The sequence below is a fragment of the Enterovibrio nigricans DSM 22720 genome (assembly GCF_900167155.1).
Taxonomy (GTDB): domain Bacteria; phylum Pseudomonadota; class Gammaproteobacteria; order Enterobacterales; family Vibrionaceae; genus Enterovibrio; species Enterovibrio nigricans.
Genome location: NZ_FUXU01000009.1, coordinates 25556 through 49660 on the forward strand (window position 1 = coordinate 25556; position 24105 = coordinate 49660).

At 49.6% G+C, this 24105-nt stretch carries 23 protein-coding genes; 11 read left to right on the forward strand and 12 right to left on the reverse strand.

The genetic code is table 11. The features are described 5' to 3' along the window. Window positions 1-244 precede the first annotated feature (244 nt). Genes B5D35_RS05405 through hemC form a run of 4 tightly spaced genes read right to left on the reverse strand, consistent with a single transcriptional unit; the run spans window position 245 to window position 4353 of the window. Window positions 245-1432 (reverse strand): heme biosynthesis protein HemY, encoded by a 1188-nt coding sequence (locus tag B5D35_RS05405; protein WP_078751573.1) that lies wholly within the window; start codon window positions 1430-1432, stop codon window positions 245-247. After that, window positions 1429-2664, reverse strand: coding sequence for a uroporphyrinogen-III C-methyltransferase (locus B5D35_RS05410; RefSeq protein ID WP_078751574.1), 1236 nt, complete (start codon window positions 2662-2664; stop codon window positions 1429-1431). Before B5D35_RS05410 ends, B5D35_RS05405 begins: the two co-directional genes overlap by 4 nt. Before the next feature lie 4 nt (window positions 2665-2668). After that, the gene (locus tag B5D35_RS05415; RefSeq protein ID WP_078751575.1) at window positions 2669-3421 is read right to left on the reverse strand and encodes a uroporphyrinogen-III synthase; all 753 of its coding nucleotides are present in this window, start codon (window positions 3419-3421) and stop codon (window positions 2669-2671) included. Further along, the gene (gene hemC / locus B5D35_RS05420; RefSeq protein WP_078751638.1) at window positions 3418-4353 is read right to left on the reverse strand and encodes a hydroxymethylbilane synthase; all 936 of its coding nucleotides are present in this window, start codon (window positions 4351-4353) and stop codon (window positions 3418-3420) included. The genes B5D35_RS05415 and hemC overlap by 4 nt, the downstream gene beginning before the upstream one ends. A 387-nt stretch (window positions 4354-4740) precedes the next feature. Here hemC and B5D35_RS05425 point away from each other — a divergent pair, with 387 nt between their 5' ends. Continuing rightward, window positions 4741-7296, forward strand: a complete 2556-nt coding sequence (locus tag B5D35_RS05425; protein WP_483189023.1) for a class I adenylate cyclase — start codon at window positions 4741-4743, stop codon at window positions 7294-7296. Window positions 7297-7331: 35 nt separating this feature from the next. On the opposite strand, the gene cyaY is transcribed toward B5D35_RS05425, so the two are convergent. Then, window positions 7332-7643 (reverse strand): iron donor protein CyaY, encoded by a 312-nt coding sequence (cyaY, locus tag B5D35_RS05430; protein ID WP_078751577.1) that lies wholly within the window; start codon window positions 7641-7643, stop codon window positions 7332-7334. Between the two features lie 169 nt (window positions 7644-7812). Here cyaY and lptM point away from each other — a divergent pair, with 169 nt between their 5' ends. The 6 genes from lptM to B5D35_RS05460 are packed head-to-tail and all read left to right on the forward strand — an operon-like array spanning window position 7813 to window position 12415. Beyond that, the gene (gene lptM / locus B5D35_RS05435; protein ID WP_078751578.1) at window positions 7813-7980 is read left to right on the forward strand and encodes an LPS translocon maturation chaperone LptM; all 168 of its coding nucleotides are present in this window, start codon (window positions 7813-7815) and stop codon (window positions 7978-7980) included. A 24-nt stretch (window positions 7981-8004) separates the two neighbouring features. After that, window positions 8005-9258, forward strand: coding sequence for a diaminopimelate decarboxylase (gene lysA / locus B5D35_RS05440; RefSeq protein WP_078751579.1), 1254 nt, complete (start codon window positions 8005-8007; stop codon window positions 9256-9258). Window positions 9259-9267: 9 nt separating this feature from the next. After that, window positions 9268-10098 carry a diaminopimelate epimerase gene (gene dapF, locus B5D35_RS05445; RefSeq protein WP_078751580.1) on the forward strand — a complete coding sequence of 277 codons (831 nt, stop codon included), beginning with the start codon at window positions 9268-9270 and terminating at the stop codon, window positions 10096-10098. After that, window positions 10095-10766 carry a DUF484 family protein gene (locus tag B5D35_RS05450; RefSeq protein WP_078751581.1) on the forward strand — a complete coding sequence of 224 codons (672 nt, stop codon included), beginning with the start codon at window positions 10095-10097 and terminating at the stop codon, window positions 10764-10766. The genes dapF and B5D35_RS05450 overlap by 4 nt, the downstream gene beginning before the upstream one ends. Further along, a complete protein-coding gene (gene xerC / locus B5D35_RS05455) occupies window positions 10766-11680 on the forward strand; it encodes a tyrosine recombinase XerC (protein ID WP_078751582.1) in 915 nt (304 codons plus the stop codon). The genes B5D35_RS05450 and xerC overlap by 1 nt, the downstream gene beginning before the upstream one ends. A 9-nt stretch (window positions 11681-11689) precedes the next feature. After that, window positions 11690-12415, forward strand: a complete 726-nt coding sequence (locus B5D35_RS05460; protein ID WP_078751583.1) for an HAD-IA family hydrolase — start codon at window positions 11690-11692, stop codon at window positions 12413-12415. Here B5D35_RS05460 and B5D35_RS05465 read toward each other — a convergent pair. Genes B5D35_RS05465 through B5D35_RS05480 form a run of 4 tightly spaced genes read right to left on the reverse strand, consistent with a single transcriptional unit; the run spans window position 12399 to window position 14748 of the window. Continuing rightward, entirely contained in the window at window positions 12399-12836 is a 438-nt protein-coding gene (locus B5D35_RS05465) for a DoxX family protein (protein ID WP_078751584.1), read from the reverse strand. The genes B5D35_RS05460 and B5D35_RS05465 overlap by 17 nt on opposite strands. 17 nt (window positions 12837-12853) lie before the next feature. Beyond that, window positions 12854-13609 carry an HvfC/BufC N-terminal domain-containing protein gene (locus tag B5D35_RS05470; protein ID WP_078751585.1) on the reverse strand — a complete coding sequence of 252 codons (756 nt, stop codon included), beginning with the start codon at window positions 13607-13609 and terminating at the stop codon, window positions 12854-12856. Beyond that, window positions 13606-14463 (reverse strand): MNIO family bufferin maturase, encoded by an 858-nt coding sequence (gene bufB / locus B5D35_RS05475; protein WP_078751586.1) that lies wholly within the window; start codon window positions 14461-14463, stop codon window positions 13606-13608. Before bufB ends, B5D35_RS05470 begins: the two co-directional genes overlap by 4 nt. 24 nt (window positions 14464-14487) lie before the next feature. Next, complete coding sequence (locus tag B5D35_RS05480; RefSeq protein WP_078751587.1) at window positions 14488-14748, reverse strand: BufA1 family periplasmic bufferin-type metallophore; 261 nt, start codon at window positions 14746-14748, stop codon at window positions 14488-14490. 388 nt (window positions 14749-15136) lie between these two features. Between B5D35_RS05480 and uvrD the strand changes: the two genes are divergently transcribed. Continuing rightward, the gene (gene uvrD, locus B5D35_RS05485; protein WP_170915125.1) at window positions 15137-17317 is read left to right on the forward strand and encodes a DNA helicase II; all 2181 of its coding nucleotides are present in this window, start codon (window positions 15137-15139) and stop codon (window positions 17315-17317) included. Window positions 17318-17389: 72 nt separating this feature from the next. On the opposite strand, the gene B5D35_RS05490 is transcribed toward uvrD, so the two are convergent. The 3 genes from B5D35_RS05490 to rarD all read right to left on the reverse strand — a co-directional run bounded on the left by B5D35_RS05490 (window position 17390) and on the right by rarD (window position 20786). Next, window positions 17390-17896 (reverse strand): DUF2780 domain-containing protein, encoded by a 507-nt coding sequence (locus B5D35_RS05490; RefSeq protein WP_078751589.1) that lies wholly within the window; start codon window positions 17894-17896, stop codon window positions 17390-17392. A 42-nt stretch (window positions 17897-17938) separates the two neighbouring features. Beyond that, window positions 17939-19678 carry a gamma-glutamyltransferase gene (ggt, locus tag B5D35_RS05495; RefSeq protein WP_425291231.1) on the reverse strand — a complete coding sequence of 580 codons (1740 nt, stop codon included), beginning with the start codon at window positions 19676-19678 and terminating at the stop codon, window positions 17939-17941. Between the two features lie 202 nt (window positions 19679-19880). Then, entirely contained in the window at window positions 19881-20786 is a 906-nt protein-coding gene (gene rarD / locus B5D35_RS05500; protein WP_078751591.1) for an EamA family transporter RarD, read from the reverse strand. Window positions 20787-21067: 281 nt separating this feature from the next. Here rarD and recQ point away from each other — a divergent pair, with 281 nt between their 5' ends. The 3 genes from recQ (at window position 21068) to B5D35_RS05515 (ending at window position 24007) form a co-directional block, all read left to right on the forward strand. Continuing rightward, a complete protein-coding gene (gene recQ / locus B5D35_RS05505) occupies window positions 21068-22909 on the forward strand; it encodes an ATP-dependent DNA helicase RecQ (protein ID WP_139367725.1) in 1842 nt (613 codons plus the stop codon). Beyond that, a complete protein-coding gene (locus B5D35_RS05510) occupies window positions 22902-23213 on the forward strand; it encodes a DUF3630 family protein (protein WP_078751592.1) in 312 nt (103 codons plus the stop codon). Before recQ ends, B5D35_RS05510 begins: the two co-directional genes overlap by 8 nt. A 128-nt stretch (window positions 23214-23341) precedes the next feature. Beyond that, complete coding sequence (locus tag B5D35_RS05515; RefSeq protein ID WP_078751593.1) at window positions 23342-24007, forward strand: 7-cyano-7-deazaguanine/7-aminomethyl-7-deazaguanine transporter; 666 nt, start codon at window positions 23342-23344, stop codon at window positions 24005-24007. The last annotated feature ends 98 nt before the right edge of the window (window positions 24008-24105 follow it).

Below are 24105 nucleotides of genomic sequence, written 5' to 3' on the forward strand. Positions count from 1 at the left end.
CAGACCTGACACGATGATCCAAGGTAACATATCCATGATAGAGCGGGCTCACTTATAAAAGGTGCTAAAAATTATTTTTTGTTACGTGCCTATTTGATAACAGCTACTTTGTCTTAACAACCACCTGTAAATAGCAGTTAATCATTATTAACAGGTTGAAACATATTGCTTTGTATATGGACACTCTGTCTGTGAACGCGTACAAAAAAACGCCCAGAAGGGCGTTTTATGATCAAGGAATGTTTTAGTCTTTGTGAGGCAGTGCAAGCTTCAATGCTTCGCGTGAAAGGCTGTTCGCTGTTCCTGAATCGTTAAGTTTTTCCAGTGTATCGACTAGCCATGCATAGTCGGTAACATCGGCCCTCACATCCAGTGCCTTTTCAAAGTGTTGGCGGGCTTCATCCCACTTACCTTCGCGGAAATAAAGCTGCCCTAATGCGCTGTGCGTCACCGGGTTATTTTCATTGTATCGCAGTAAATCCTGCAACTTTACAATCGCTGGGTGGTAATCCGGTAGGTTGAGCTCGGGAAGTAAGGCAATGAGGTGCTCGTCAGGGTTCTTTTTTAGATTCTCACGCAAAATGACGTAAGCCTCAGAATCGGCTTGCCTAGAAATCAGCTGTTTAACCAAACAGGCTATCAATGGCGTTTGCTGACGCGCGGCGCGCGACAAACTGTTCCAGTGCGCTAAAAGGCCATCGCTACCTTTTTGAGACGCAATGTGTGCCATTAGGCCACATTCCGCTTTTTGTTCTAATTTAGCCGCTTCTACGTCGCTGATTGCCTTGACGCGCTTCAGTGATGGCAACAGGCGGAGTAATGCTTGCCAGTCTTGAAGTTGTAGAAAGGTATCTTTCAGCAAAATGAGCAGAACGGCATTTCGTGGGTTGGCGTCAACCAATCCCTGTAGGCTTGCCAGAGCTTCTTCATATTGCCCTTGGCGATATTGCAACTTCGCACGGGTCAATGCGGTTGCTAGGCTGTCGGCGCCAATGTCGTTCGCGTGTTGCAAATATTTGTCGCGGCTGTCGACATCGCCACGGCTTTGCGCGGCTTCAGCTGCTGCTAAGTAATTTAGCAGCGGTGAATCACTGTTTGATGCACCTTTGACGACCAGTTTCTCGGCTTGTTTCCAGTCACCTTCCAGCAGTTTCAACATGCCGTCATTCGTGAGCGCGCGTGCCTTTTTGTTCTTTCTGCTGGAAAACCAGCCTCGGGTTGAACTTGAAAGCGAAAACAGCTTACGAATAATGGCTTCCAGCAAGAAAAATGCACCGAATGCAACCACGACCAAAATGATCAGTGTCGTCAGGCTCATCTCAATGGTTTGATTTGCCGCTGAGATAAGTACGTATCCTTGGTTGCCCGCCAATTCCGGCCCTACGACGATACCCGCGATCAGCGCAAGAACCAGTAGAAGAATCTTGATCATTGGCTCGCCCCCTCTGTTGGTAGCGGAGCCAGATCACGACGTAACCTTTCTGCCAGCATATCGCTGACCAATTGCTGGCTGTTCAGCGCATCTGGGTAGCTGACATCAATCGTCTGTTGGCTCAAGTAGTTCAGCGTATCAATGAAGCTTTCCGTAATTTTGGCATCTTGATTATAAAAACGCTCTGCCCACGCGGTCGCTGTTTTCAGTGATTCTGCGTAAAGGCGTCCGTTATCGCGGTAAACCGCAGTCATTGCCTGATCCAGCTTTGCTTTCAGGTTTTCTTGCAAATAGAAGGTTTGGGCTGGAGTCAGCAAAGGGATCACATTGCCATCACGCTTACGATAAGTAATGAACTGGCCGACAAAGTCATTCAAGGACGCTTTCAGATTTTGTTGCCAATCATCCACATTGGTTGACACGGTTTCAGGCGTGAATTCCTGTGCGTCAGGCATGATGGCGTTTGCCAGAGGAAGCTTATCAACTTCTTGTTGCAAGCTGGTCAGACGCAGGACAATGCCATCGACATCAATACGTTTGATGGCTTTAAGCTGTTGGATATCTTTGGCCATGGCCTGACGAATTGGCGTTAAAGACGGGTCATTCAATTCAGCAATACGCTGATCTGCCGTTTCCATTAAGGTTGTCGCGGTCAGCACGTCACGCTCAAGCCATAATTGGCGGCCTGCCTGATTGACCAGATATTCTGCTTCTGCGAGCAGCCAATCGTTAGGACGACGCCCTTTCATGTCAGCCAGGGCTTTTTGCAAGCTGTTAATGGTTTTGTCTTGCTGAGCAATCAGCACATGGGTGTCTTGCGTGGCCTTTTTAACTGCCGCTTCCGCGTTGTCTGCACTGCTTGCGAGCGCTTGCTTCAAATCGGAAATCTGACTGTTCATGGCAGCAAGCTGTGCATGCGTTTGCAAGGCTTGTTGGTGGCCGTGATAGTAGAGGCCAGCACCGAGCGCAATCACCAAGACAATCGCGACGGTCGCCAGTTTATTCCCGCCTTTTTTCTTTTCGGCAGGTTTAGCGTCCGTGGTTGGTGCTTGCTTTGTATTTTCGGCGGACGCAGCGGCATTTGCCGAGGCTGTCTTGTCAGTGGATGCGTTTGCATTGTTTGTAGGGGAATTGCTGGCTTTTTTGGCAGAAGCTGGCTTTTCCTTGCCGGTAGAGGATGCTGGCACTGAAGCGTTTTTGTCTGTGCCCGAAGTCTTATTGTTGTCTGTCATCCGATTATCCCGAGTTGTTCATCTCGCATAACGCGTGAAGCAGCGTCGTATTTGACGGGCTGCTTACGCAACTAATGGCGTTGAAACCAAGCTCAATTGCTTGATTGTAAATCCGTTTGCTAGGCACCAGTATATGGCATTCTCGCAACCATTGCTGGTCATGGGATGAGAATGATTGATACATCAGTGCAAGCTGTTCGCCGCTGGTGAATACGACGGTATCGACGCTTGCCTTGTGCCATTGCTCTATTTGGGATGATAAGTGCTTGTCATCCCAGTGTCGTTGATAGGCCTCAAAATAGCGTACTTGCGCACCATTTTTTGCTAAGGTATTACCGAGTAGCGCGCGTCCGCCATTTCCTCTTAGGATCAAGACACTCAGCCCTTTGGCATTACCGAATAAAGGCAGCGTCAACATGCCTTCACTGTCCTCTGTGGGGGGCTGTATCGCTTCTATATTCGTGAGTGACTTCCAGACGGAGGCAGTTTTTGCGCCGACAGCGACATAATGCAGATCGTCTCGCCATGACTGGTTATTCGTCGCCAATGCGCCCGCAGCGTATTCGATAGATCTTGGGCTTATCGCAATGACCACGCTGCCTGAGGGTAAGTCACACAAGGTTTGGCTTAGAGAAGGAAGATCGTCACCGGGATTGAAGGACAGTAAAGGCGCGGGAAGCGCCTTTACTCCTAAGAGGTTTAACTGTGCAACCAGCTCTTCACACGCGGGTGAAGGGCGAACGACCAGGACGGTCATATTTCGTCCTGATACAGGGTTTCCAAAATGATACGTGCGCCGTCATCCAGCAATTGCTCTGCCAAACCTGTACCCAACTCTTCCGCTTTTTCCAACGGGCCGGTTACTTCACCACTGATGATTTTGCTACCATCGGGTTCGCCAACGAGGGCACGCAGATGGATTTGGTCACCATGTATTTCAGAGTAACTGCCGATGGGTACCTGGCAACCACCCATAAGGCGATTGTTCATGGCACGTTCGCATAACACGCGGTAAGTGGTATTTGCATCAGACAGTGGCTCAAGCAGCGCGCGAACTCGGGTATCGTCCAATCGACATTCAATACCGACAGCACCTTGGCCCACCGCTGGCAGAATTTCTTCAGGTTCGATTTCGTTGCGAATACGGTCGTGAAGTCCCAGACGCTTCAAGCCCGCAGCGGCAAGAATGATGGCGTCGTATTCGCCGTTATCCAGTTTCCCAAGACGGGTACCGACGTTGCCACGAAGATCTTTCACCACCAAGTCTGGGCGCATAGCACGAACTTGACATTGACGGCGCAGGCTAGATGTACCTACAACTGCGCCTTGCGGCAATGCACTGAGGCTTTCGTGATGGTTGGAAACAAACGCATCGCGTGGGTCGTCTCGCTCACAGATAGTTACCAGACCTAGACCTTCTGGAAACTCCACCGGCACGTCTTTCATTGAATGCACAGCAATATCAGCGCGGCCTTCCATCATGGCTTGTTCAAGCTCTTTCACGAACAGGCCTTTACCGCCCACTTTTGCCAGTGGGGTATCTAAAATAATGTCGCCTTTGGTGACCATAGGTACCAATTCTACAACCAGTCCTGGATGCGTCGTTTCAAGGGCGTGTTTTACGTATTCTGCCTGCCACAATGCCAGTGGGCTTTTGCGTGTCGCGATGCGAACGGGAGTTGAATTCATAATAGCGTCCATATAATTTTCTTGGGCAAATCTTATCACCGCTTGTTATTGCTTGATAATAGAAGCGAATAACTTGGTTAAATCGTGCGAAGTTAAACGACTTAGTCTAGGCTGATGTGATGGAGATCAAATATTTTGGGTCTTGTCAGGGAATATAACCTTGCTTGGTTCACTGTTTTTTGAATCAAATTTGAGATAAAGCGTTGTGTATCTCACAGTTTTGGTCATATAGTGAGCAAAGTGAAGCGAGAATATAGAGACGTTGGTCGCTTTACGCTCCGAAGAAAAACTGTTAGATTGATCACGTTTTTATCCATGGGCTCCGTGGTCATATTATAACCGGACCCGTTACGTTGACTAGGATGTCGGCAACTTTGGATGTTTATCTTGCAAAACTATGTTGATCAGCAATTAGAGCGTCTTAATGACTTCAACCGCGTACGGTTGGAGCGCGCGAGAAGCGCAATGCACTCCCAGGCCGTTAATATTTTTAACGTATTGCCTGTATTACTGCACTTTAATCATCCCGCTGTCCCTGGTTATCTTGAGCGTAGTGTCGTTCATGGTATTTCCGATTTTTCCCTTTCTGATATTCAACAAGACTTCGTTAACGATTGTGCTTTAGCGCTGAATACTGTTGCGCCCGAAAAACCGACTTCTCAAAATTTCCCCATTAAAGGGATGTTTTCCATGGGCAGTACTGCGTCCATGGGGCAAAGCCTGACCAGCGACCTTGATATTTGGGTGTGTGTACAGCAGTGGGTGAGTGAAGAAGAGCGCACCATGTTGGACGCGAAATGCTCACTGATCTCCGATTGGGCCATGACACAAGGCGTGGAAGTGAACTTCTTTGTCATGTGTGAACAGCGTTTCCGCCAGAATTTGGCGCAAGAGATGACGTCTGATAACTGCGGCTCCACTCAGCACTACTTGTTGCTGGATGAATTTTATCGTTCTGCGGTGCATCTGGCGGGTCAGCAATTGCTTTGGTACCTCGTGCCGCCAGAAATGGAAGGGTGTTACGAAGATTACGTTGGCGAGATGATTGCCAGCGGTGCTATCAACCGCGACGACTATGTGGATTTTGGCGGCTTGCCATCTATCCCCGCGGAAGAGTACTTCGGCTCCAGCTTGTGGCAGCTATATAAAAGTATCGACTCCCCGTATAAGTCCGTACTGAAAGCTGTGTTGTTGGAGGCGTATTCTTGGGAATATCCGGGCACGCAACTACTGAGTGTTGATGGCAAACGCCGTTTCTACTCAGGTATGCTTGATGTGTACCAATCTGACGCTTATTACCTGATGCTGGAGAAGGTGACTCGATACTTAGAACGTATCGATGACCATCGCCGTCTAGATCTTGTGCGTCGCTGCTTTTACCTGAAAACACACGAGAAACTCACGCGTGAACCGGGTCCAGGCTCTGTGCCTTGGCGTCGTGAAGTGCTTTGTGTGTTGACCCGTGAGTGGGGTTGGACGCAGGACGATATCGCTCGTCTGGATAACCGACGCAATTGGAAAGTAGAAGAAGTAAAGGAAGCGCATAACGAGCTCCTAGAAGCTTTGATGCTGAGCTACCGCAACCTTATTCGCTTTGCACGCCGCAACGACATCACATCAGCGATCAGCCCAGAGGAAATTAGTATTCTGGCGCGTAAGCTATATGCGGCGTTTGAGGTACTGCCGGGTAAAGTGACCCTGCTGAATCCGCAACTTTCGCCGGATTTGCACGAGCCTAACTTGAGCTTTATTCAGGTGCAAGAAGGCCGCAGTAATCCACCGGGTTGGTACCTTTACAAACAATCTTTAAAACCTGTCGATATCATTGGTCGTGCACCATTAGAGCATAACCGCTACCTGTCAAAGCTGGTTGCGTGGGCTTACTTTAATGGCATGTTGACTGAATCGACGTGTATGAACTCAGTGGCGAAAGCCAGTAACGTGGATATCGACAAGCTGTATCAGATGGTGAGTGATATGCGAAACACCTTCTCGGTGCGTCGTCCACAGCCATCACTGCAAGCGCTGTCTAGCCCGTGTGAAATTCGTAAGCTGGCACTGTTCATCAACCTTGAGCATGATCCTACCACCGAGCTGAAACAGCCTGCGGTACGCTTCGATTTCAAAAATACTGACATCTTCAGCTATGGGCCCGAGCAGCAATGTTTGGTCGGCAGCGTGGATTTGGTATATCGCAACAGCTGGAACGAAGTACGCACCCTGAACTTCAAGGGTGAAAATGCCATGTTGGATGTGTTGAAAACCTTACTGGGTAAGATGCACCAAGATGCGATACCGCCAGAATCCGTTGACGTTTTCTGTTATGCAGGAAAAATGCGAGGATTGATCCGTAATCTGGTTTATCAACTGGTTGCTGAATGCATTGACATGCGTCTGAAGCCGATTGATCAGGAGAAACGTCGTCGGTTTAAGGCGATTCGCGTAGCAGATCAAACCTTTGGCCTTTTCTTCGAACGCCGCGGCGTGTCAGTACAGAAGCTGGAAAACTCAGTAGACTTTTACCGCTCTATTTCCACCAACAAGATCAACGGATCGCCGATTGTGGTGCTGGACAAAGACGGTGAAGTACATCCGCCGGAAGTGGTTGATGCATACGCCAGTGAAGGTTTGATCCAGTTTTTCTTCGAAGACTGTGAGCAAGGCTTTAACATCTATGTGCTTGATGAAAACAACCGTGTGGAAGTGTATCGTCAGTGCAGTGGTGACAAAGAAGAGATGGTGCAGGGCGTCAACCGCTTTTATACCGCACCCCAAGATAAGACCAGCTTCAGTGGTCAGGCGATGAACTTCAACCTGCCGCAATTCTATGACATCGTTTATCAAGGCGATGGTCGCGCTCAGGTTATACCGTATAAAAGTGACCGTCAATGGCAGCGCAACTCAGAATCGCGTTCAGACGCTGCGCAACTCGCTTCTCGCTGACAAGTACCCTTGTCAGCGAGCTAACTAACCGTTTTTTACCAGTCGACAGCTTCGCCAGCGTGCTTGCTGCATTCTTCTTTCACCATCACCTTGAATTCCACGCCAGTTTTGCTGCACAGCCACTGGCCATCTTTATAAGCAAAATGGAAGCCACCTGATTTAGAGGCCAACCAGATCTCAGACATGGGTTCTTGACGGTTGATAATGATTTGGCTGCGATTTTCGAATTCCAGCGTTAATACATTGCCATTGGTTTCGTAGTCGATATCCGCACCGCTTTCGTCAATGCCTTCTTCGATGGCCATCCACTCCGCGTCCACCAGATCATGGTATTGGCTTGTGTTCATTGCATTCCGTCCTATTGCTTTTCAGTGTGTTGATGCGATTATATACCCAAGATACCTGAATTCGAGCATATTCGGGTCACGGGGTATACCCCAAAACACGCTTTATAAATCGCCTTAGGATATAGGTAGGTTGTAAAGCGTATTCACTCTTGATAATCGGGCACTGAAGATGCGAATGACCCTAAAACTTGCTGTGTTGTCAGCAGCCATACTGCTGTCAGCTTGTGGCCAACAAGGCCCACTCTATTTTCCGGAAGATGCACCTGCCCAAAATACGGCACCCGCTCAAACGGAAACGGCACACGACACGCAAGCTCAGGATCCTGCTCAGCAGTAGAGTTACGGACAGGGAAGGACAACGTTGGACTATTTTAACTATCAGAATGACGGGCAGTTGTGGGCAGAGGATATACCGCTGGCACAATTGGCAGAGACTTATGGCACACCACTTTACGTGTATTCGCGTGCCACACTAGAACGCCATTGGCATGCATTTGATAACGCGGTTGGTGTGCATCCACACTTGATTTGCTATGCCGTGAAGGCAAACAGCAACTTGGGCGTTCTGAATGTACTTGCACGTCTGGGTTCAGGCTTTGATATTGTCTCTCTAGGTGAGTTGGAACGCGTGCTGGCCGCAGGCGGCGACCCCGCGAAGGTGGTGTTTTCTGGTGTCGGTAAAACCGCGCCTGAGATGGCACGCGCTTTGGCGTTGAACATTAAATGTTTCAACGTGGAATCTGAAGCAGAGCTCGATAGATTGAATCAGGTTGCTGGTGAGCTAGGCAAAGTGGCCCCTGTCAGCCTGCGCATTAATCCGGATGTGGATGCGAAAACGCACCCGTATATCTCAACCGGTTTAAAAGAAAACAAGTTTGGTATTGCGTTTGACCGTGCTCGCGATGTTTATCGTTATGCTGATAGCCTGCCTAACCTTGATATTCAAGGTATCGACTGCCACATCGGCTCTCAGCTAACTGACATTACGCCATTTATTGAATCGACCGATCGCCTGTTGGCCTTGATTGATGCGCTACGTGATGACGGCATCAATATCACGCATTTAGATGTGGGTGGTGGCTTGGGAGTGACCTATCATGAAGAGAAGCCGCCACAGCCGTCTGAATACGCAAAAGCGTTGCTTGACCGCTTAGAGAACCATGCTGAGATTGAACTGGTGTTTGAGCCAGGGCGAGCAATTGCGGCGAATGCTGGGGTGCTGCTGACTACTGTCGAATACCTCAAGCACAATGAAGAGAAAAACTTCGCGATCATCGATGCTGCAATGAATGATCTGTTGCGCCCGTCGCTTTATCAAGCGTGGCAGGAAATTGTTCCTGTCGTGCCTCGCGATGGCGAGCCAAAAACCTATGATTTAGTCGGGCCTGTGTGCGAAACAGGTGACTATCTGGGTAAGGATCGTGCTTTGACACTAGAGGCCGGTGACGTTTTGGCTGTGCGTTCTTCTGGTGCATACGGTTTTGTGATGTCGTCAAACTACAATACACGTTGCCGTGCAGCAGAAGTGATGGTGGATGGTAGCCAAGCGCATATTGTGCGCCAGCGAGAGCCACTGACTTCACTGTGGCAGTTAGAACAGGTTTTGCCTGAATAAAGGATCCGGATGCAGATACAGTTTTCCAAAATGCATGGGCTTGGCAATGACTTCATGGTCGTTGACTGTGTGACTCAGAATGCGTATTTCTCTCCGGAAATGATCCGCCGATTGGCGGATCGAAACACCGGCGTAGGGTTCGACCAGCTTTTGGTGGTTGAGCCACCTTACGACCCCGAAAGTGATTTTCATTACCGTATTTTTAATGCAGACAGCAGCGAAGTAGAGCAGTGTGGCAATGGCGCCCGCTGTTTTGCGCGTTTTGTACGTATGAAAGGACTGACCAATAAGCATTCAATTCAAGTCAGTACCAAAGCGGGCAAAATGGTCTTGAAAGTGGAAAGCGAGGACTTGGTTACGGTCAATATGGGCGAACCGAACTGGGCCCCATCGAAGATCCCTTTCCGCGCAAACACCGAAGAAAAAACCTATATTTTACGGGTGGATGATCGCACTTTGTTTGTCGGTGCCGTGAGCATGGGCAACCCACACTGTGTGACAGTCGTGGACAATGTCGATACGGCAGATGTTGACACATTAGGGCCACTTGTGGAGTCGCATGAGCGCTTCCCTGAGCGCGTGAATGCGGGTTTTATGCAGATTGTATCTCGCAATGAAATTCGTCTGCGCGTGTATGAGCGCGGCGCGGGCGAGACGCAAGCCTGTGGCAGCGGCGCATGTGCAGCTGTTGCGGTAGGCATTGCACAAGGGTTACTTGATGAGTCAGTCAAAGTGAACTTATTGGGCGGTACGCTAAACATTCGATGGCGCGGGCAAGGACATCCACTTTATATGTCTGGGCCAACGTCGCACGTTTACGATGGGCAAATTACAGTATGACGGAGCTTTCTAAGCTCGATAGGCCACTGATTCAGGCGCTTTCTGATGACGCGGTGGTGAGTTACCTTAAAGACAACCCTGATTTTTTCATTCGCCAACCTGAGATGGCGGAGCAATTGCGTATCCCTCATGCGGAACGTGGTGTGATCTCCTTGGTGGAAATTCAGCTTGGTCGACTGCGTGAGCGCGTCGCCAATCTGGAAGAAGATATCACGCAGCTGATGAGCATTGCCGCCGGTAACGAAAAATTGTTTCGTGCCTTTGCTGAAGCGCATCGCGCGTTGTTTGCTGCCAATCGTGAGGAAGACATTCACAAAGCCTTGCGAGAGTTGGCTGCGTCGCTCAACCTCAATGTTAGTTTGAGGCTTTTTGAAACGGGTCATCATGCGTTGAATCGAAAAAGTGTGGATGCAGTCAAAGCGGCGCATTTTTGCGGTCAGCGCATCTACCTTGGTCGACTTAGAAAAACCGATGGCGAGCACTTTATCAGTCAGGCACCCGAGCTAGGCTCTTACGCACTGGTGCCTGTTAGTCAGCATAAGGATTTGGGTTTTCTGGCGTTTGCCAGCCGTGATGGCGGGCATTTTCAGCCAAGTATGGACACCCTTTTCGTTGAACAAGTTGCCGAGCATATTGGCATTTTGCTGACCAAATGGCAGGCGGAGTAATGAGCCTGCCTTCCTCCATGGAAAAACCGCTTTCTCGTTTTTATGATTACATGATTCGTGAAAGAGGGCTTAGCCGGCACACCGAACTGAATTATCGTCACCAACTCACGGCCAGTGCTGACTACCTCGTCAAGCTGGGTGTGACCAAGTGGCAAGATGTTGATGCGGCTTGGGTGCGTCAAATTGCGGCGCAAGCCAAGCGCGACAAACTCAAACCTGGCAGCATTGCCCTTCGCCTATCCGCATTGCGCAGTTTTTTCGACTTTATGGTGGCAGACGGTGCCTTAGGTGCGAACCCTGCCAAAGGCGTTGCAGCGCCAAAGCAAGGTCGTACCTTACCGAAAAACCTCGACGTGGATGAAATCAACCAATTGCTTTCTGTTGATGCGGATGATCCTTTGTCCGTGCGTGATCGCGCCATGATGGAATTAATGTATGGCGCAGGCTTACGCTTGTCTGAGCTCATTGGTTTGAACATACGTGATGTGGCTGTACGAAAGGGTGATTTGCGCGTTATTGGTAAGGGCGACAAAGAGCGCATTGTACCGTTCACAGGCATGGCAAAAGAGTGGCTAGTCAATTGGATGAAGGTGCGTAGTCAGCTTCTGAAAGGCCCTGAAGATGCGTTATTTATTTCCAAATTGGGAAGCCGTATTTCGCCAAGAAGCGTACAAAAACGCATGGCGGAATGGGGACAAAAACAGGCGGTTAACAGCCATATCAACCCGCACAAACTGCGACACAGTTTTGCGACGCACATGCTGGAATCATCAGGCGATTTGCGTGCGGTTCAAGAACTGTTAGGTCATGCAGATTTGTCGACCACCCAAGTGTATACCCACCTCGACTTTCAACATTTAGCCAAAGTTTACGACGCCGCACACCCAAAAGCGCGTAAACGAAAATCTGATTAAGAGACGCGCATGAAGTTTTACCGCCGCTGGCAACCGGTACAGGCGATGACCTTTGATCTGGATGATACCTTGTACGACAACCGTTCCGTGATCGTGCGGGCGGAACAACGGTTGTTAGATTGGTTGGAAGTGCGCTATGCGCCTTTGGCGGCATTCGATTGGTCGCAGTGGCAACAGATGCGTCAGCAAGTAGTAAAAGACAACACGAACCTGGTGGGTTTTGTCACCGAAATTCGACGAGCACAAATTCAACTGGCTGCCTGTCGTTGTGGTCTGAGTAAGCTTGAAAGTAAACACATTGCCGACGATGGCGTGGCGTTTTTTCTTCATGAACGCAGCAACTTTACCGTGCCTGATGTGGCATTTGAAACGCTCGACGTACTCTCTTCGCACTACCCGCTAGTTGCCATAACCAACGGCAATGTCGACAGTGATCGATTGGGGCTATCTCCCTATTTTAAACAGGTGCTTGCGGCCGGGCCGGATGGTGCGGCAAAACCCGATGGGGCATTGTTTATCAAAGCGCAGCAAACATTGGGGCTTCCTGCCGATCAAATATTGCACGTTGGCGATCACTTAAAATTTGATGTGCGTGGCGCAAAGCTCGCAGGCTTTAAAGCATGTTGGTTTAACGACACGAAAAAGCCGCTGACGAAGCAGCGGCACGCGTCTCTTTTGCCGGATGTGGAAATTGAACACATCCGGCAGTTGCTATCACTTACCCGCGCTTCTTAAGCCAGTTGTCGACCGCCAGTAAGCCTGGGCCGAATAGCACGGTAATCAATAACATAACTCCCCACATTTGGTGGTCAAAAAAGCCTTTCTCCCAAAGGGCAGGGTAAGACACCACCGCAATGATATTGAAGAAAAATAGCACAAATGCTGCGGGGCGAGTTAATAGGCCCAGTACAAGAAACACGGGCACAATCAACTCTGTCGCTGTCCCTAAGTAGGCAGCAAGCTCCCAAGGTAAGACGGGTACCTGATATTCGTATTCAAACAGAAAGAGGGTGCTGTCCCAGCTTGCAATTTTGGTTTGTCCGGCATTAAAAAACACCCACGCAACCCAAAGACGACATACCAGCAGTAAGACAGGCGTAAGAGGCTTCAGTGCAGCTTCAAAAAGTTCGTCCAGTTTGTTAATCACAGCAATCATAAGCCTATTCCTTTTTCTTATAGACGGTGAACGAGCGTAAAGTCGATAAAGGCACCTCGCTGCATCGCGGCAGTCAGATGCGTTAATTGGGTGGGCTCAATCAGCCCCAACTCTTGTTGTTTGCAGGCATCGATTAGACGTGCTTCATTGGCGTCAATGGTGTCTACCAATACGCCGAGCGGAGTGTGTTGAACCCATACCGCTTCTGCACGTGTTATATCAACGGCTTCCAGTGTATTCGTGTCGTTGTTTGATACGGCATGCCAGACAGTGCTGATGGGAAAAGCGCTGGTCATGACGGCTGTTGCTGGAGAAACCGAAAGCCGAATTTGTTCAAATTCCTCGGGCCGAATTTGCTGTAGCATCTCTATCGGGAAAGTGGCCTTTGGTATCGGCACCTGATTGACGCATTGACGCAGCCATTCGAGCTTAGCGATATCAGCCAGATAAGGAACGGCTTCGACAATGTTGGGGATGGACGCAATAGTTGCGTTAAATCCCTCACCGTATTGGTCAGCACTGGCTGATGTCATTGGCGTCGATAAGACGTGATGCCTTGCGAGCGCTTCAAAGCATTCGCAACCCACCAATGCTTTTACAACGGGATAAACCGTGTCCAAGCACTCACTCAGTGTCACCACAAAATTATTGCGGTAGATTTGCAGTAAGGCATCCGGTTCGGCAAGGCCTGTTGCGATTGGGAGATCGTACGCCTGATAATGTAAAGCATGGCTGAATTGAGTTTGTAAATCACACAGCGAAGGGGCACTCATAACGCCGACTCCTTCAATGAAGGTTGCAACGCTTTAGTTAGAATGCGATTGGCTTTTTCCGCTTCGGCTAATAAGACCTCGGGTGCAGGAATGTCCCTGTCCCATTCGATAAGCGTATGGCGTGGTCCATGTTGTGTAATCCACTTTTCATACAGCGTCCACACTGGGTCAGATACGGGCTGACTGTGAGTATCTATCCAAATTTCGCCTTCCGGCAGCGTGTTAATGGTGAAACCTGCCAGATGAATTTCCTGTACCCAAGCAGGATCAATGGCAGCCAGATATTCGTTGGTGTTGAAGCCATGGTTGAAGGCACTTACATGAACATTGTTTAAATCCAGCAATAGCCCGCATCCAGTGCGCTTAGCGACTTCAGCTAAAAACTCCCATTCGGTAATGGTCGAATGATCGAAGCGTAAGTAGCTTGAAGGGTTTTCAATCAAAATCTGCCGGCTGAGAGTGTCTTGAGTGATGTCTACATTTCGACAGAAAACGTTTAGTGCTTCTTCTGTGTAAGGCAGAGGCAGAAGATCGTTGAAGTAATTGCCATCCACAGAGCTCCAACTTAGGTGGTCAGAAACAAACAGCGGGTTTATTGCATCCACCAAGGCTTTGAGTTTAGCAAGGTGCGAGACATTGACCGGGTCTACAGAACCTAATGACAAGCCAACACCGTGGCAACTGATGGCGTAACGGCGCTGCAAGGTGTGCAACGCCTGAAACGCCTCAGATTCAGGCAGAAAAAAGTTCTCGCTGTGTACTTCTAACCATCCGATATCTGGGGAGTGATTAATGAAATGAGCGTGATGGGGTTGACGAAGGCCCACACCAATCCAGGGAGAAACTTTTTCCATACCGAGTCCTCTTCGTCAATCACATTAAGATGAAGACGTTGAACCACCAGCCAGGCGATCACACAGACCTTTTGGCACGACAACGAAAGCGTCTTTCTGACCATCTTTGGTGGATGTACCTGCGCATGAGCTGGTGGAAGTAGCACAGTCATTTTTACCGGCCTTTACGACGCCATAGCATTTTTCCTTTTCTGCGGCTTGGGCAGGAGTGGCAGTCAAGGTGGTGGCACCTACAGCGAGCAGACTAGTAACGGCAGCAGCGACAGCAAAATTTGTCTTTTTCATGTTCAATCCTCTCTCGTCGGACGGATGTCCTTATGATTATCAATCGGTTGTACTCAGACGCAGCCTTCAATAACCGCGCTCCCTTAAAAGGATAGGATGCAAGGCTAAAAACTTTCGGTGTCACGCTTAATTTTTAGACAATAAAAAGTCAATTTTTGAAGTGACGATGGTTAATGCGTTGATTTGGATAAATATAAGCAACGTCAGTGGTTGTTTGTATACAGCGGTGTTCATTCACTTTTGGGATTTGATGATTGTGTCACTTGAGCGAAAAAAGCGAGAAATTGGGAGGGAGTGTTAGCCGTGCTCACTTAATGCGCGGAAACCTGCATCTTGCGTTAGTTTCGGTATATAATCCTCAACCAGTGTATAAATAACCAGTGAATGAATGATGGACGTATCCCACCTGATTGACGGTCTTAACGACAAACAACGCGAAGCCGTGGCTGCTGAGCTAGGCAATTATCTTGTCCTTGCTGGCGCGGGAAGTGGTAAAACACGGGTATTGGTTCATCGCATTGCCTGGTTGATGCAAGTCGAACACGCGTCACCGTTTTCCATTCTGGCAGTAACCTTTACCAATAAAGCCGCTGCTGAAATGCGAGGTCGTATTGAACAATTGATGCATGGCACAGCATCGGGTCTTTGGTGCGGTACTTTCCACGGTCTTTGCCACCGCATTCTTCGGGCGCACCATTTGGATGCTAACCTGCCACAAGACTTCCAAATCCTTGATTCAGATGATCAGCAGCGTCTGCTTCGCCGTTTGATCAAAGCGCAGAATCTGGATGAGAAACATTGGCCTGCACGTCAGGCATCTTGGTATATCAACGGCAAGAAAGACGAAGGTTTGCGCCCGCATCACATTGATGCCCAGTTTGATCCGGTAGAGAAGACGTGGCTAAGGGTCTATGCCGCCTATCAAGAAGCCTGTGATCGTGCAGGTTTAGTCGATTTTGCTGAGCTTCTTTTGCGATGCCACGAGTTGCTGCGTGATAAAGCCCATATTCGTGAGCACTATCAGGCGCGTTTCCAACATATTCTCGTGGACGAGTTTCAGGACACCAACAACATCCAATACGCATGGCTGCGTATGATGGCTGGCACACAAGCGAACGTGATGATTGTCGGTGATGATGATCAGTCCATCTACGGCTGGCGCGGCGCAAAGATTGAAAACATCTCCCGCTTTTTGGAAGATTTTACAGGTGCACAAACCATTCGCTTGGAGCAGAACTACCGCTCAACTGGCAACATATTGAAAGCGTCGAACCACCTGATTGAAAATAACGCCGAGCGTATGGGGAAAAGCCTTTGGACTGATGGCCATGAGGGAGAGCTGATTTCCGTTTACAGCGCGTTCAATGAATTGGACGAAGCCCGTTTTGTGGTGGGCAAAATTAAAGCCTGGCATGACGACGGTGGCGCACTGAATGACACCGCCATGCTGTACCGAAATAACGCCCAATCACGTGTGTTGGAAGAAGCCCTTATTCAGGCGGGCTTACCCTACCGTATTTATGGCGGCATGCGATTCTTCGAACGTCAGGAAATCAAAGATGCGCTGGCATACTTGCGTTTGATGGCGAATCGTTTTGACGATGCGGCGTTTGAGCGCGTGGTGAATACACCAACGCGTGGCCTTGGTGACCGCACTTTAGAAACCCTTCGATTGGCGGCACGCGATCGTGGTGCGACCATGTGGGAAGCGAGTAACCAGCTTCTCGAAGAGCAAGTGCTGGCAGGTCGCGCGGCAAATTCCTTGCGCCGTTTTATCGAATTGGTTAATGCGCTGGAAGATGACACCCGCGAAATGGCGCTGTTCCAACAGACCGATTACGTTATTCAGAATTCTGGCCTTCGTGCGATGTACGAAGCGGAGAAAGGCGAGAAAGCACAGGCGCGTATTGATAACTTAGAAGAGCTCGTGACAGCGACCCGCCAGTATGAAGTGCCGGAAGAGGTGCAAGAGGATATGTCTCCGCTCTCCGCATTCCTTTCGCATGCCGCATTGGAGGCGGGTGAAGGGCAGGCCGATGAATTTGATGATGCAGTGCAGCTGATGACATTGCACAGTGCTAAAGGTCTGGAATTCCCGATGGTGTTCATGGTTGGCGTGGAAGAAGGTATGTTCCCAAGCCAGATGTCGTCAGAAGAGGCCGGTCGCCTCGAAGAAGAGCGTCGTCTTTGCTATGTGGGCATCACGCGAGCGATGACGAAACTGTATATCACGCATGCCGAAATGCGCCGTGTTTACGGTAAAGATATGTTCCACAAAGCGTCGAGATTTATCCGTGAGTTGCCAGAAGAGTGCTTAGAAGAAGTGCGTATGCGTGCCAAGGTTTCTCGCCCTGCCGCCGCAACCGGACGATTCTCGCAAACCCAGACCCAGCAGAATTTTAATCAGACGGGATTCAGTTTGGGGCAGCGAGTACAGCACCCTAAATTTGGTGAAGGTACCATCATTAACTTCGAAGGAAGTGGCCAGCAAAGCCGAGTGCAGGTGGCGTTTAATGGTGAGGGTATTAAGTGGCTGGTGACCCAGTATGCCAAGCTGGAAGCGATGTGATTTCTGATTAAATTGAACAGATAAAAAAGAGGTGGCTAAGGCCACCTCTTTTCGTTTCTATGAATGACGCGTTTATTCGCCCGGTGTTTTCGGAGCCCACAGGCTAGTTAGAGCACCGGTCAGTCCTTCGCTGGCACCTTCGCCAGTAAGGTAATTGATGATCACTGGGGCAAATTTTTGCACCATTTCTGGATCCAGTCCCAGCATATTAAATACTTTCTGTACCGACGCGATATCAGACAAATTGCTGCCAAGACCTGCAAGGATCATTTTGGTCAGTGAGTCCATGCCGGGCACTTTTTCCAGCAATTCATTGCCTTGTGAATCACCAAGTGCCTGATACGCCATAGCAAGCATTGCGCCTGCGCCACCCGCTGCCTGGGTATCATTAACATCGAGGTCTTTTGACAGCAATTCAGTCAGTGGGTTATCCGCCACTTGCGTGCTTACACCTGAGAGTAGGTTACTGGCATCTTTGTTCGCTTCACTGAGCAAGTCGCCAAAGCCCGTTGCTTTTGTGGGTGCGGCGACCAGTATTAACAGGGTCGATAACATCGCCAAAATTACATTTTTTCTCATTCTCAAGTCCTCATATGTTCTGTAACTACGTCAGTTCGGTAACTACTTTGCGATCACTAAGCCTTCCCGCCTTGGGTCGGCACCACCTTCCAATGAACCGCTGTCTATCACAATACCGTGTAAGCCTGAGGTTAAGTCACGTACGTTCACTTTAAAGCCCATATTTTCGAGCGCTGGCTTAAAACTCTCCGCGTCTGTACCTGCTTCAAGATCGTAGGTGCCAAAACGGTTAACCAAGTGTGGCAAATCTATCGCCGACTGTATGTCTAGCCCCCAATCCAGATGCGCAATTAGGGTCTTGGCAACATAGCCGATGATGCGGCTGCCACCGGGTGACCCAACGGCCATATAGGGTTTACCGTCACGCATTACAATCGTGGGCGCCATGGATGAACGGGGACGCTTACCCGGCTCAACGCGATTAGCGATAGGGTAGCCGTCTTTGTGCGTCTTAAATGAAAAGTCGGTCAGTTCATTGTTGAGTAGAAAACCGCGCGTCATTATGCGTGAGCCAAATCCGTTCTCGATAGTGGTGGTGATGGAAACTATGTTGCCGTTTTTATCCACAATGGAAAAATGGCTGGTGGATGGAAGCTCGATTGATGCGTCATCGGCCCATTCTGGCACCGTGTTGGCGTGGCTGAATTGAGGCTGACCCGCAGCGACTTCTCCCAGTGCGTTTTCATCAGGAATAAGCGTTGCTCGACGTTGTAGGTATTCAGGCGCTAACAGGCCATCAACGGGAACGGGCACATAGTCACTGTCAGCGATATATCGACCTCGATCGGCATAGGCAAGGCGCGAGGCATCGCCAAACAGACGCCAGCTTTCAGGATTGTCTTTCCCCTGCTCTTTGAGAGGAAAGTGGCTGAGGATTCCAAGAATTTGTCCCACAGTGATCCCGCCAGAAGTGGGCGGTCCCATGCCGCAGATTCGGTATTGATGGTAAGGCGAACAAACGGGGGCTCGTTCCACGATGCGGTAATCCGCCAAGTCCTTTTTGCTCAGAATACCCGGGTTTCCTGCGGCTTGCTGCACCGTCGCTACAATGTCATCGGCAATCTCACCTTCATAGAAATGATCGATGTCTTGCGCGACCAGTTTTAAAGTGTCTGCGTAAGGTTGATTAACCAGACGATCGCCAATGCTGAGTGGGTTGCCCGTATCGTCAAAGAAGTATTGATAGGTGGTAGGATATCGACGAAGTCTATCAGCGTCTCCGTCAATCAGCCCCGCCAGACGTGGCGAGACCTCAAAGCCTTGTTCAGCTAGTTCAATCGCGGGGGTCAGTACTGCGCGCCATGACAGCGCCCCAAAACGGGCGTGAGTATCATGCATCAGACGCAAGGTGCCCGGAGTCCCGACTGAACGTCCTCCCACCACCGCATCATAGAATTTGAGTGGCTCACCGTCGTCATTCAAAAATAACGTTGGTGTAGCGGCCATCGGGGCGGTCTCGCGACCATCAAAGGTGGTGAGGGTGTTTGCCTTGTTGTCCCAATACACCAGAAAAGCCCCTCCACCAATGCCAGAACTTTGTGGTTCGACCAAGCCCAGGACGGTTTGGACCGCAACCATTGCATCAATGGCATTGCCGCCAGCTTCTAACATGGCGGCGCCCGCTTTGCTGGCATGTGGATTGGCGGCCGCAACCATCCATTGCTCTCCCTTGACGCTCTTGCGCATCACACTGCCAGTCGCGAGTTCAGGTGCAACGCTGTCAGCAACATCGGCTTCGACGGCGGCGAATGCGAAATGAGGGAATAAGGTTGCAGATATCATGGCCAAGAGAAGTTGGAAGGAGGGGAGAGTTCTCATTGTTCGTCCTTTTCACGCCCGTCAACTGGACTTTGAGTATAGTTCCCGATCGTACAGGTTGTGTCGGATTAATGAGGCAATGTGAGCGAATTTTGTTTTTATGGCAGAGAGATAGTGAAAATTGCGAAGTCATAAAAAAGCGGCACAGGGTGTGCCGCTTGATACTTTATGCTTTGTGTTCCTGTCGAGCTTTTTGACGCTGTCTGATCGCATCTATTGTAAAAATCACCAGTGCTGTCCAGATAAAGGCAAAGGTGGTGGCTTTATCTGCTGAGAGCGGCTCGTTGTATAGACCAACAGCCAGCATGAACATCAAACTCGGGCCGATGTATTGAAAAAAGCCTAGCGTGGAAAGGCGAAGCTTGGTCGCTGCACCGTTAAAGCAAAGCAGCGGCAAAGTGGTTACCACGCCCGCAGCCATGAGCAACAGGTTCAGAGGCATGCTGTTTTCCATCATGTTGGATGTCGTGCTGTCAGCGATAAACAACAGATAAATAACCGCGGCGGGTAACAGCACAGCCGTTTCGATGAAAAGCCCAGTAGCAGCATCAACATTGATTTTCTTTCGCAGCAAGCCGTAGCAGCCAAAGCTGGTGGCGAGCACGAGAGCAACCCAAGGCAAAGAGCCGAATGTGATCACTTGTACTGCCACCCCTAAAAATGCCAGTGAAACAGCAAGCCATTGGAGTTTTCTAAAGCGCTCACCTAAGAACACCATGCCGAGCACAACGTTAAAGAGTGGGTTGATGTAGTAGCCAAGACTGGCATCCAACATATGTCCGCTGTTCACCGCCCAGATGAATATTAGCCAGTTGGCGGCTATCACCACCGCGGTGATGGTAAGCAACCCCAGACGTTTTTTGTCTTTTAGCAGCAACCTGACACGCGACAGACCACCGCTCATTCGAAGGATCAAAGCCAGAAAGAAAAAAGACCAAAGAATACGGTGAACCAACACTTCCAGTGGTGGCACGTCAGTTAAGGCTTTGAAATAGATGGGAGCTACGCCCCACATGGTATACGCGCCAAGGGCGAGTAGAACGCCTCGGCGAGTTTGTTGCGCATCATTCACTGCGAAGCCTCGTTGTCATCAGTAGTCTAAAGAGCAAAAAACGCCATTTGGCGTCATGTGCAGCGAAAAATTGTGACGAGTCGAAATCCTGCTAGTAAGAAAGTAGGAAAATCGCTCTTAACGTAAATGTATTGGCTGCATTGGCCAGTATATGGAGGTTATCTCGCCAAGCACACCCCCTTACTGACAAATAGATGAGAAAATGGACATCTCTTTGCTTTGGCTTTCAACCTGAGCACGCTGCGTTTAGAATGAGCGGCTACCACACCATGAGAGGCACCATGACCGTCACTGATTCATCACAAGAACAAACACAAGATCAGACTGTATTGCAGACGGTGTTTGGCTATCACAGCTACAGGGACGGTCAGAAAGAAATCATTGATACCGCGATTGCGGGTAAAGATTGCCTCGTGATCATGCCGACAGGTGGGGGGAAGAGTCTTTGTTATCAAATCCCCGCATTGGTACTTGAAGGTGTGACGGTAGTGATCTCGCCATTGATCTCGTTAATGAAAGATCAGGTCGACCAGCTCCTTGCCAATGGTGTACCGGCGGCGTGTATCAACTCATCAATGACAGCCGAAGAGCAGGGGAAAACCTGGCAATCTCTGCGAGACGGGAGCCTGAAGCTGCTTTACGTTTCCCCAGAACGGGTATTGATGCGCGAGTTTATAGAGCGCTTACAGTCAGTCCCTCTGGCTTTGATTGCAGTTGATGAAGCGCATTGTATTTCCCAGTGGGGGCACGATTTCCGTCCCGAGTATGCTCAGCTGGGGAGCCTCAAGCAGCATTTCCTCAATGTGCCTGTGATGGCACTGACGGCAACGGCTGATGACACCACGCGTCAAGATATCTGCCAGCGCTTGTCACTGACATCTCCTCATGTCTATTTGGGCAGTTTTGACCGCCCAAATATTCGGTATACCTTGATTGAAAAACACAAGCCGCAAGCACAGCTCACTCAGTTTCTGACATCGCAAACCGGTCAGAGCGGGATCATTTACTGCAACAGCCGTAAACGTGTGGAGCAGGTCGCCGAGAAGCTTTGTGATCAGAATATTCGTGCGGCCGCGTATCATGCGGGCATGACGAATGAACAACGTGCATGGGTACAAGAAGCCTTTCAGCGCGATGACGTTCAGATTGTTGTGGCGACGGTGGCGTTTGGTATGGGCATTAACAAGCCCAATGTCCGCTTTGTGGTGCATTACGATATCCCGCGTAATATCGAGTCTTACTATCAGGAAACCGGTCGCGCAGGACGTGATGGCTTGCCAGCAGAAGCGGTGATGTTTTACGACCCGTCAGATATTGGTTGGCTACATCGCTGTCTGGAGGAAAAACCAGATGGGCCACAAAAACAGGTAGAGAGCCACAAGCTCAATGCGATGGGCGCATTCGCAGAAGCCATCACTTGCCGTCGTTTGGTGCTGCTGAATTACTTTGGTGAATACCGCGAGCAACCCTGTGGTAACTGTGATATCTGTTTAGATCCGCCGACCATGTTCGATGGTACCGAAGTGTCGCAAAAAGCCTTGTCTAACGTGTATCGCGTAAATCAGAGTTTTGGTGTCGGTTATACCGTTGAAGTGCTGCGTGGCATGCAAAACCAAAGAGTGAAAGATCACGGTCATGACAAAATCAGTACCTATGGTATCGGCAAAGATTTTAGTCATGGGTACTGGGTCAGTATTTATCGTCAACTTATTCACCGCGGTTACTTGGTGCAAAACATTGCCCGCAGCTCAGTCTTACAACTGACCGAAGAAGCGCGTCCTGTGTTGCGGGGAGAAATTGCGTTGGAGTTGGCGGTACCGCGCCTTGGCTTGTCGCCACGCACGAAAGCGGACAAGCTGGGTAAACGCAATTACGATAAGAAGCTCTTTGCCAAACTGCGTAAGTTGCGCAAAGCCATTGCTGATGAGGAAGACATTCCACCGTACGTGGTATTTAACGATGCGACCTTGATTGAAATGGCTGAGATGATCCCGACCTCGCAAGGCGAAATGTTAGCGGTAAATGGCGTGGGTCAGCGTAAATTTGAAAAATACGGTGATGTCTTCCTGGATGTCATTGAAGATCACATTACTTTAGGATCAGACCGCGCGAGTTATGGATAACGCACTCTTTTCTCTTTCTTCCTTTGATGCGCAAGAAGGGCGTCTTGTACTGGCTGCCGATGGGCTGGACTTTGATAATACAGACGCCTATCTCGATGCGCTTTGCCAGATGATTGATGCGCGCGTTTTCGACAAGCAAATCGATGCAGATCTTCATTCTTGGCTTGTTGATTTTGAAGGTGTGCGCTTTATGCTCCGGGGTGAGCATTATAGTGCCAGTATCTGGCTGGAAATGCTGGATGCAGAAGGGAAAGAAGAGTTAGCTTTTCTGCATGGTTGGCTAAGAAAACGCCTTTCGCGATGAACCGTTGAATCTCAGTTGTCTGCCTTTAAAATTGCTGTATAATTCGCCACCTTCTTAGGTGTCAGACCACTAAATCTGGCAATTTGGTAATTTGGGTTCCCTCGCCCCCAATGACAAAAAGGTTCACAATGAGCACTTTTACGCCTGCGCAACAGCGCAAAGCCCTCTCTTTTTTGGTGGTTTTCCACCTCGTTATCATTGCGTCTAGCAACTATCTGGTACAACTGCCTTTCACCATTTTTGGTTTTCACACCACATGGGGCGCGTTTACCTTTCCGTTTATTTTCCTCGCGACCGATCTGACAGTCCGTATTTACGGTGCTGGCATGGCACGTAAGATCATTTTCAGTGTGATGGTGCCATCGCTACTGATTTCTTATGTGCTCTCTGTGTTGTTCTTCCAGGGACAATATCAGGGCTTGGGCCACCTCATGGAATTTAACCTGTTTGTTGCCCGTATCGCAGCGGCGAGCTTTATGGCTTATCTGCTCGGTCAAATCCTCGACATTCACGTGTTTAATCGCCTGCGCCAAACCAAGCAATGGTGGGTTGCACCAAGCTGCTCAACGCTGTTCGGTAATGCGATTGATACGGCCGCGTTTTTTGCTATCGCGTTTTACAACAGCCCAGATGCTTTCATGGCGGCGAACTGGACGGAAATCGCGTTGGTGGACTATGCGTTCAAACTGGTGATCAGCCTTGGCTTATTTGTGCCAATGTATGGTGTGTTGCTGAACTATTTGGTCAGCCGCATCACTCAGGTGAATCAAGCGGCGGAAACTAAGTTGGTCTAGCGCCAATAAGACAAAAATTGAGGGAAGAAAAGCCGATCGTATGATCGGCTTTTTTTATGCTTATGAGTGAATATATCTACCGTCCTTTCGCGACGAGA

What these genes read in the sequence shown, in the direction of transcription:
- B5D35_RS05490 (WP_078751589.1), bottom strand. Translation starts at nt 17,896, where the DNA reads ATGAGAAAAAATGTAATTTTGGCGATGTTATCGACCCTGTTAATACTG.
- B5D35_RS05410 (WP_078751574.1), bottom strand. Translation starts at nt 2,664, where the DNA reads ATGACAGACAACAATAAGACTTCGGGCACAGACAAAAACGCTTCAGTG.
- ggt (WP_425291231.1), bottom strand. Translation starts at nt 19,678, where the DNA reads ATGATATCTGCAACCTTATTCCCTCATTTCGCATTCGCCGCCGTCGAA.
- hemC (WP_078751638.1), bottom strand. Translation starts at nt 4,353, where the DNA reads ATGAATTCAACTCCCGTTCGCATCGCGACACGCAAAAGCCCACTGGCA.
- B5D35_RS05405 (WP_078751573.1), bottom strand. Translation starts at nt 1,432, where the DNA reads ATGATCAAGATTCTTCTACTGGTTCTTGCGCTGATCGCGGGTATCGTC.
- uvrD (WP_170915125.1), top strand. Translation starts at nt 15,137, where the DNA reads ATGATGGACGTATCCCACCTGATTGACGGTCTTAACGACAAACAACGC.
- B5D35_RS05480 (WP_078751587.1), bottom strand. Translation starts at nt 14,748, where the DNA reads ATGAAAAAGACAAATTTTGCTGTCGCTGCTGCCGTTACTAGTCTGCTC.
- B5D35_RS05510 (WP_078751592.1), top strand. Translation starts at nt 22,902, where the DNA reads ATGGATAACGCACTCTTTTCTCTTTCTTCCTTTGATGCGCAAGAAGGG.
- B5D35_RS05450 (WP_078751581.1), top strand. Translation starts at nt 10,095, where the DNA reads ATGACGGAGCTTTCTAAGCTCGATAGGCCACTGATTCAGGCGCTTTCT.
- cyaY (WP_078751577.1), bottom strand. Translation starts at nt 7,643, where the DNA reads ATGAACACAAGCCAATACCATGATCTGGTGGACGCGGAGTGGATGGCC.
- bufB (WP_078751586.1), bottom strand. Translation starts at nt 14,463, where the DNA reads ATGGAAAAAGTTTCTCCCTGGATTGGTGTGGGCCTTCGTCAACCCCAT.
- lptM (WP_078751578.1), top strand. Translation starts at nt 7,813, where the DNA reads ATGCGAATGACCCTAAAACTTGCTGTGTTGTCAGCAGCCATACTGCTG.
- B5D35_RS05415 (WP_078751575.1), bottom strand. Translation starts at nt 3,421, where the DNA reads ATGACCGTCCTGGTCGTTCGCCCTTCACCCGCGTGTGAAGAGCTGGTT.
- B5D35_RS05465 (WP_078751584.1), bottom strand. Translation starts at nt 12,836, where the DNA reads ATGATTGCTGTGATTAACAAACTGGACGAACTTTTTGAAGCTGCACTG.
- B5D35_RS05470 (WP_078751585.1), bottom strand. Translation starts at nt 13,609, where the DNA reads ATGAGTGCCCCTTCGCTGTGTGATTTACAAACTCAATTCAGCCATGCT.
- xerC (WP_078751582.1), top strand. Translation starts at nt 10,766, where the DNA reads ATGAGCCTGCCTTCCTCCATGGAAAAACCGCTTTCTCGTTTTTATGAT.
- B5D35_RS05515 (WP_078751593.1), top strand. Translation starts at nt 23,342, where the DNA reads ATGAGCACTTTTACGCCTGCGCAACAGCGCAAAGCCCTCTCTTTTTTG.
- dapF (WP_078751580.1), top strand. Translation starts at nt 9,268, where the DNA reads ATGCAGATACAGTTTTCCAAAATGCATGGGCTTGGCAATGACTTCATG.
- B5D35_RS05460 (WP_078751583.1), top strand. Translation starts at nt 11,690, where the DNA reads ATGAAGTTTTACCGCCGCTGGCAACCGGTACAGGCGATGACCTTTGAT.
- recQ (WP_139367725.1), top strand. Translation starts at nt 21,068, where the DNA reads ATGACCGTCACTGATTCATCACAAGAACAAACACAAGATCAGACTGTA.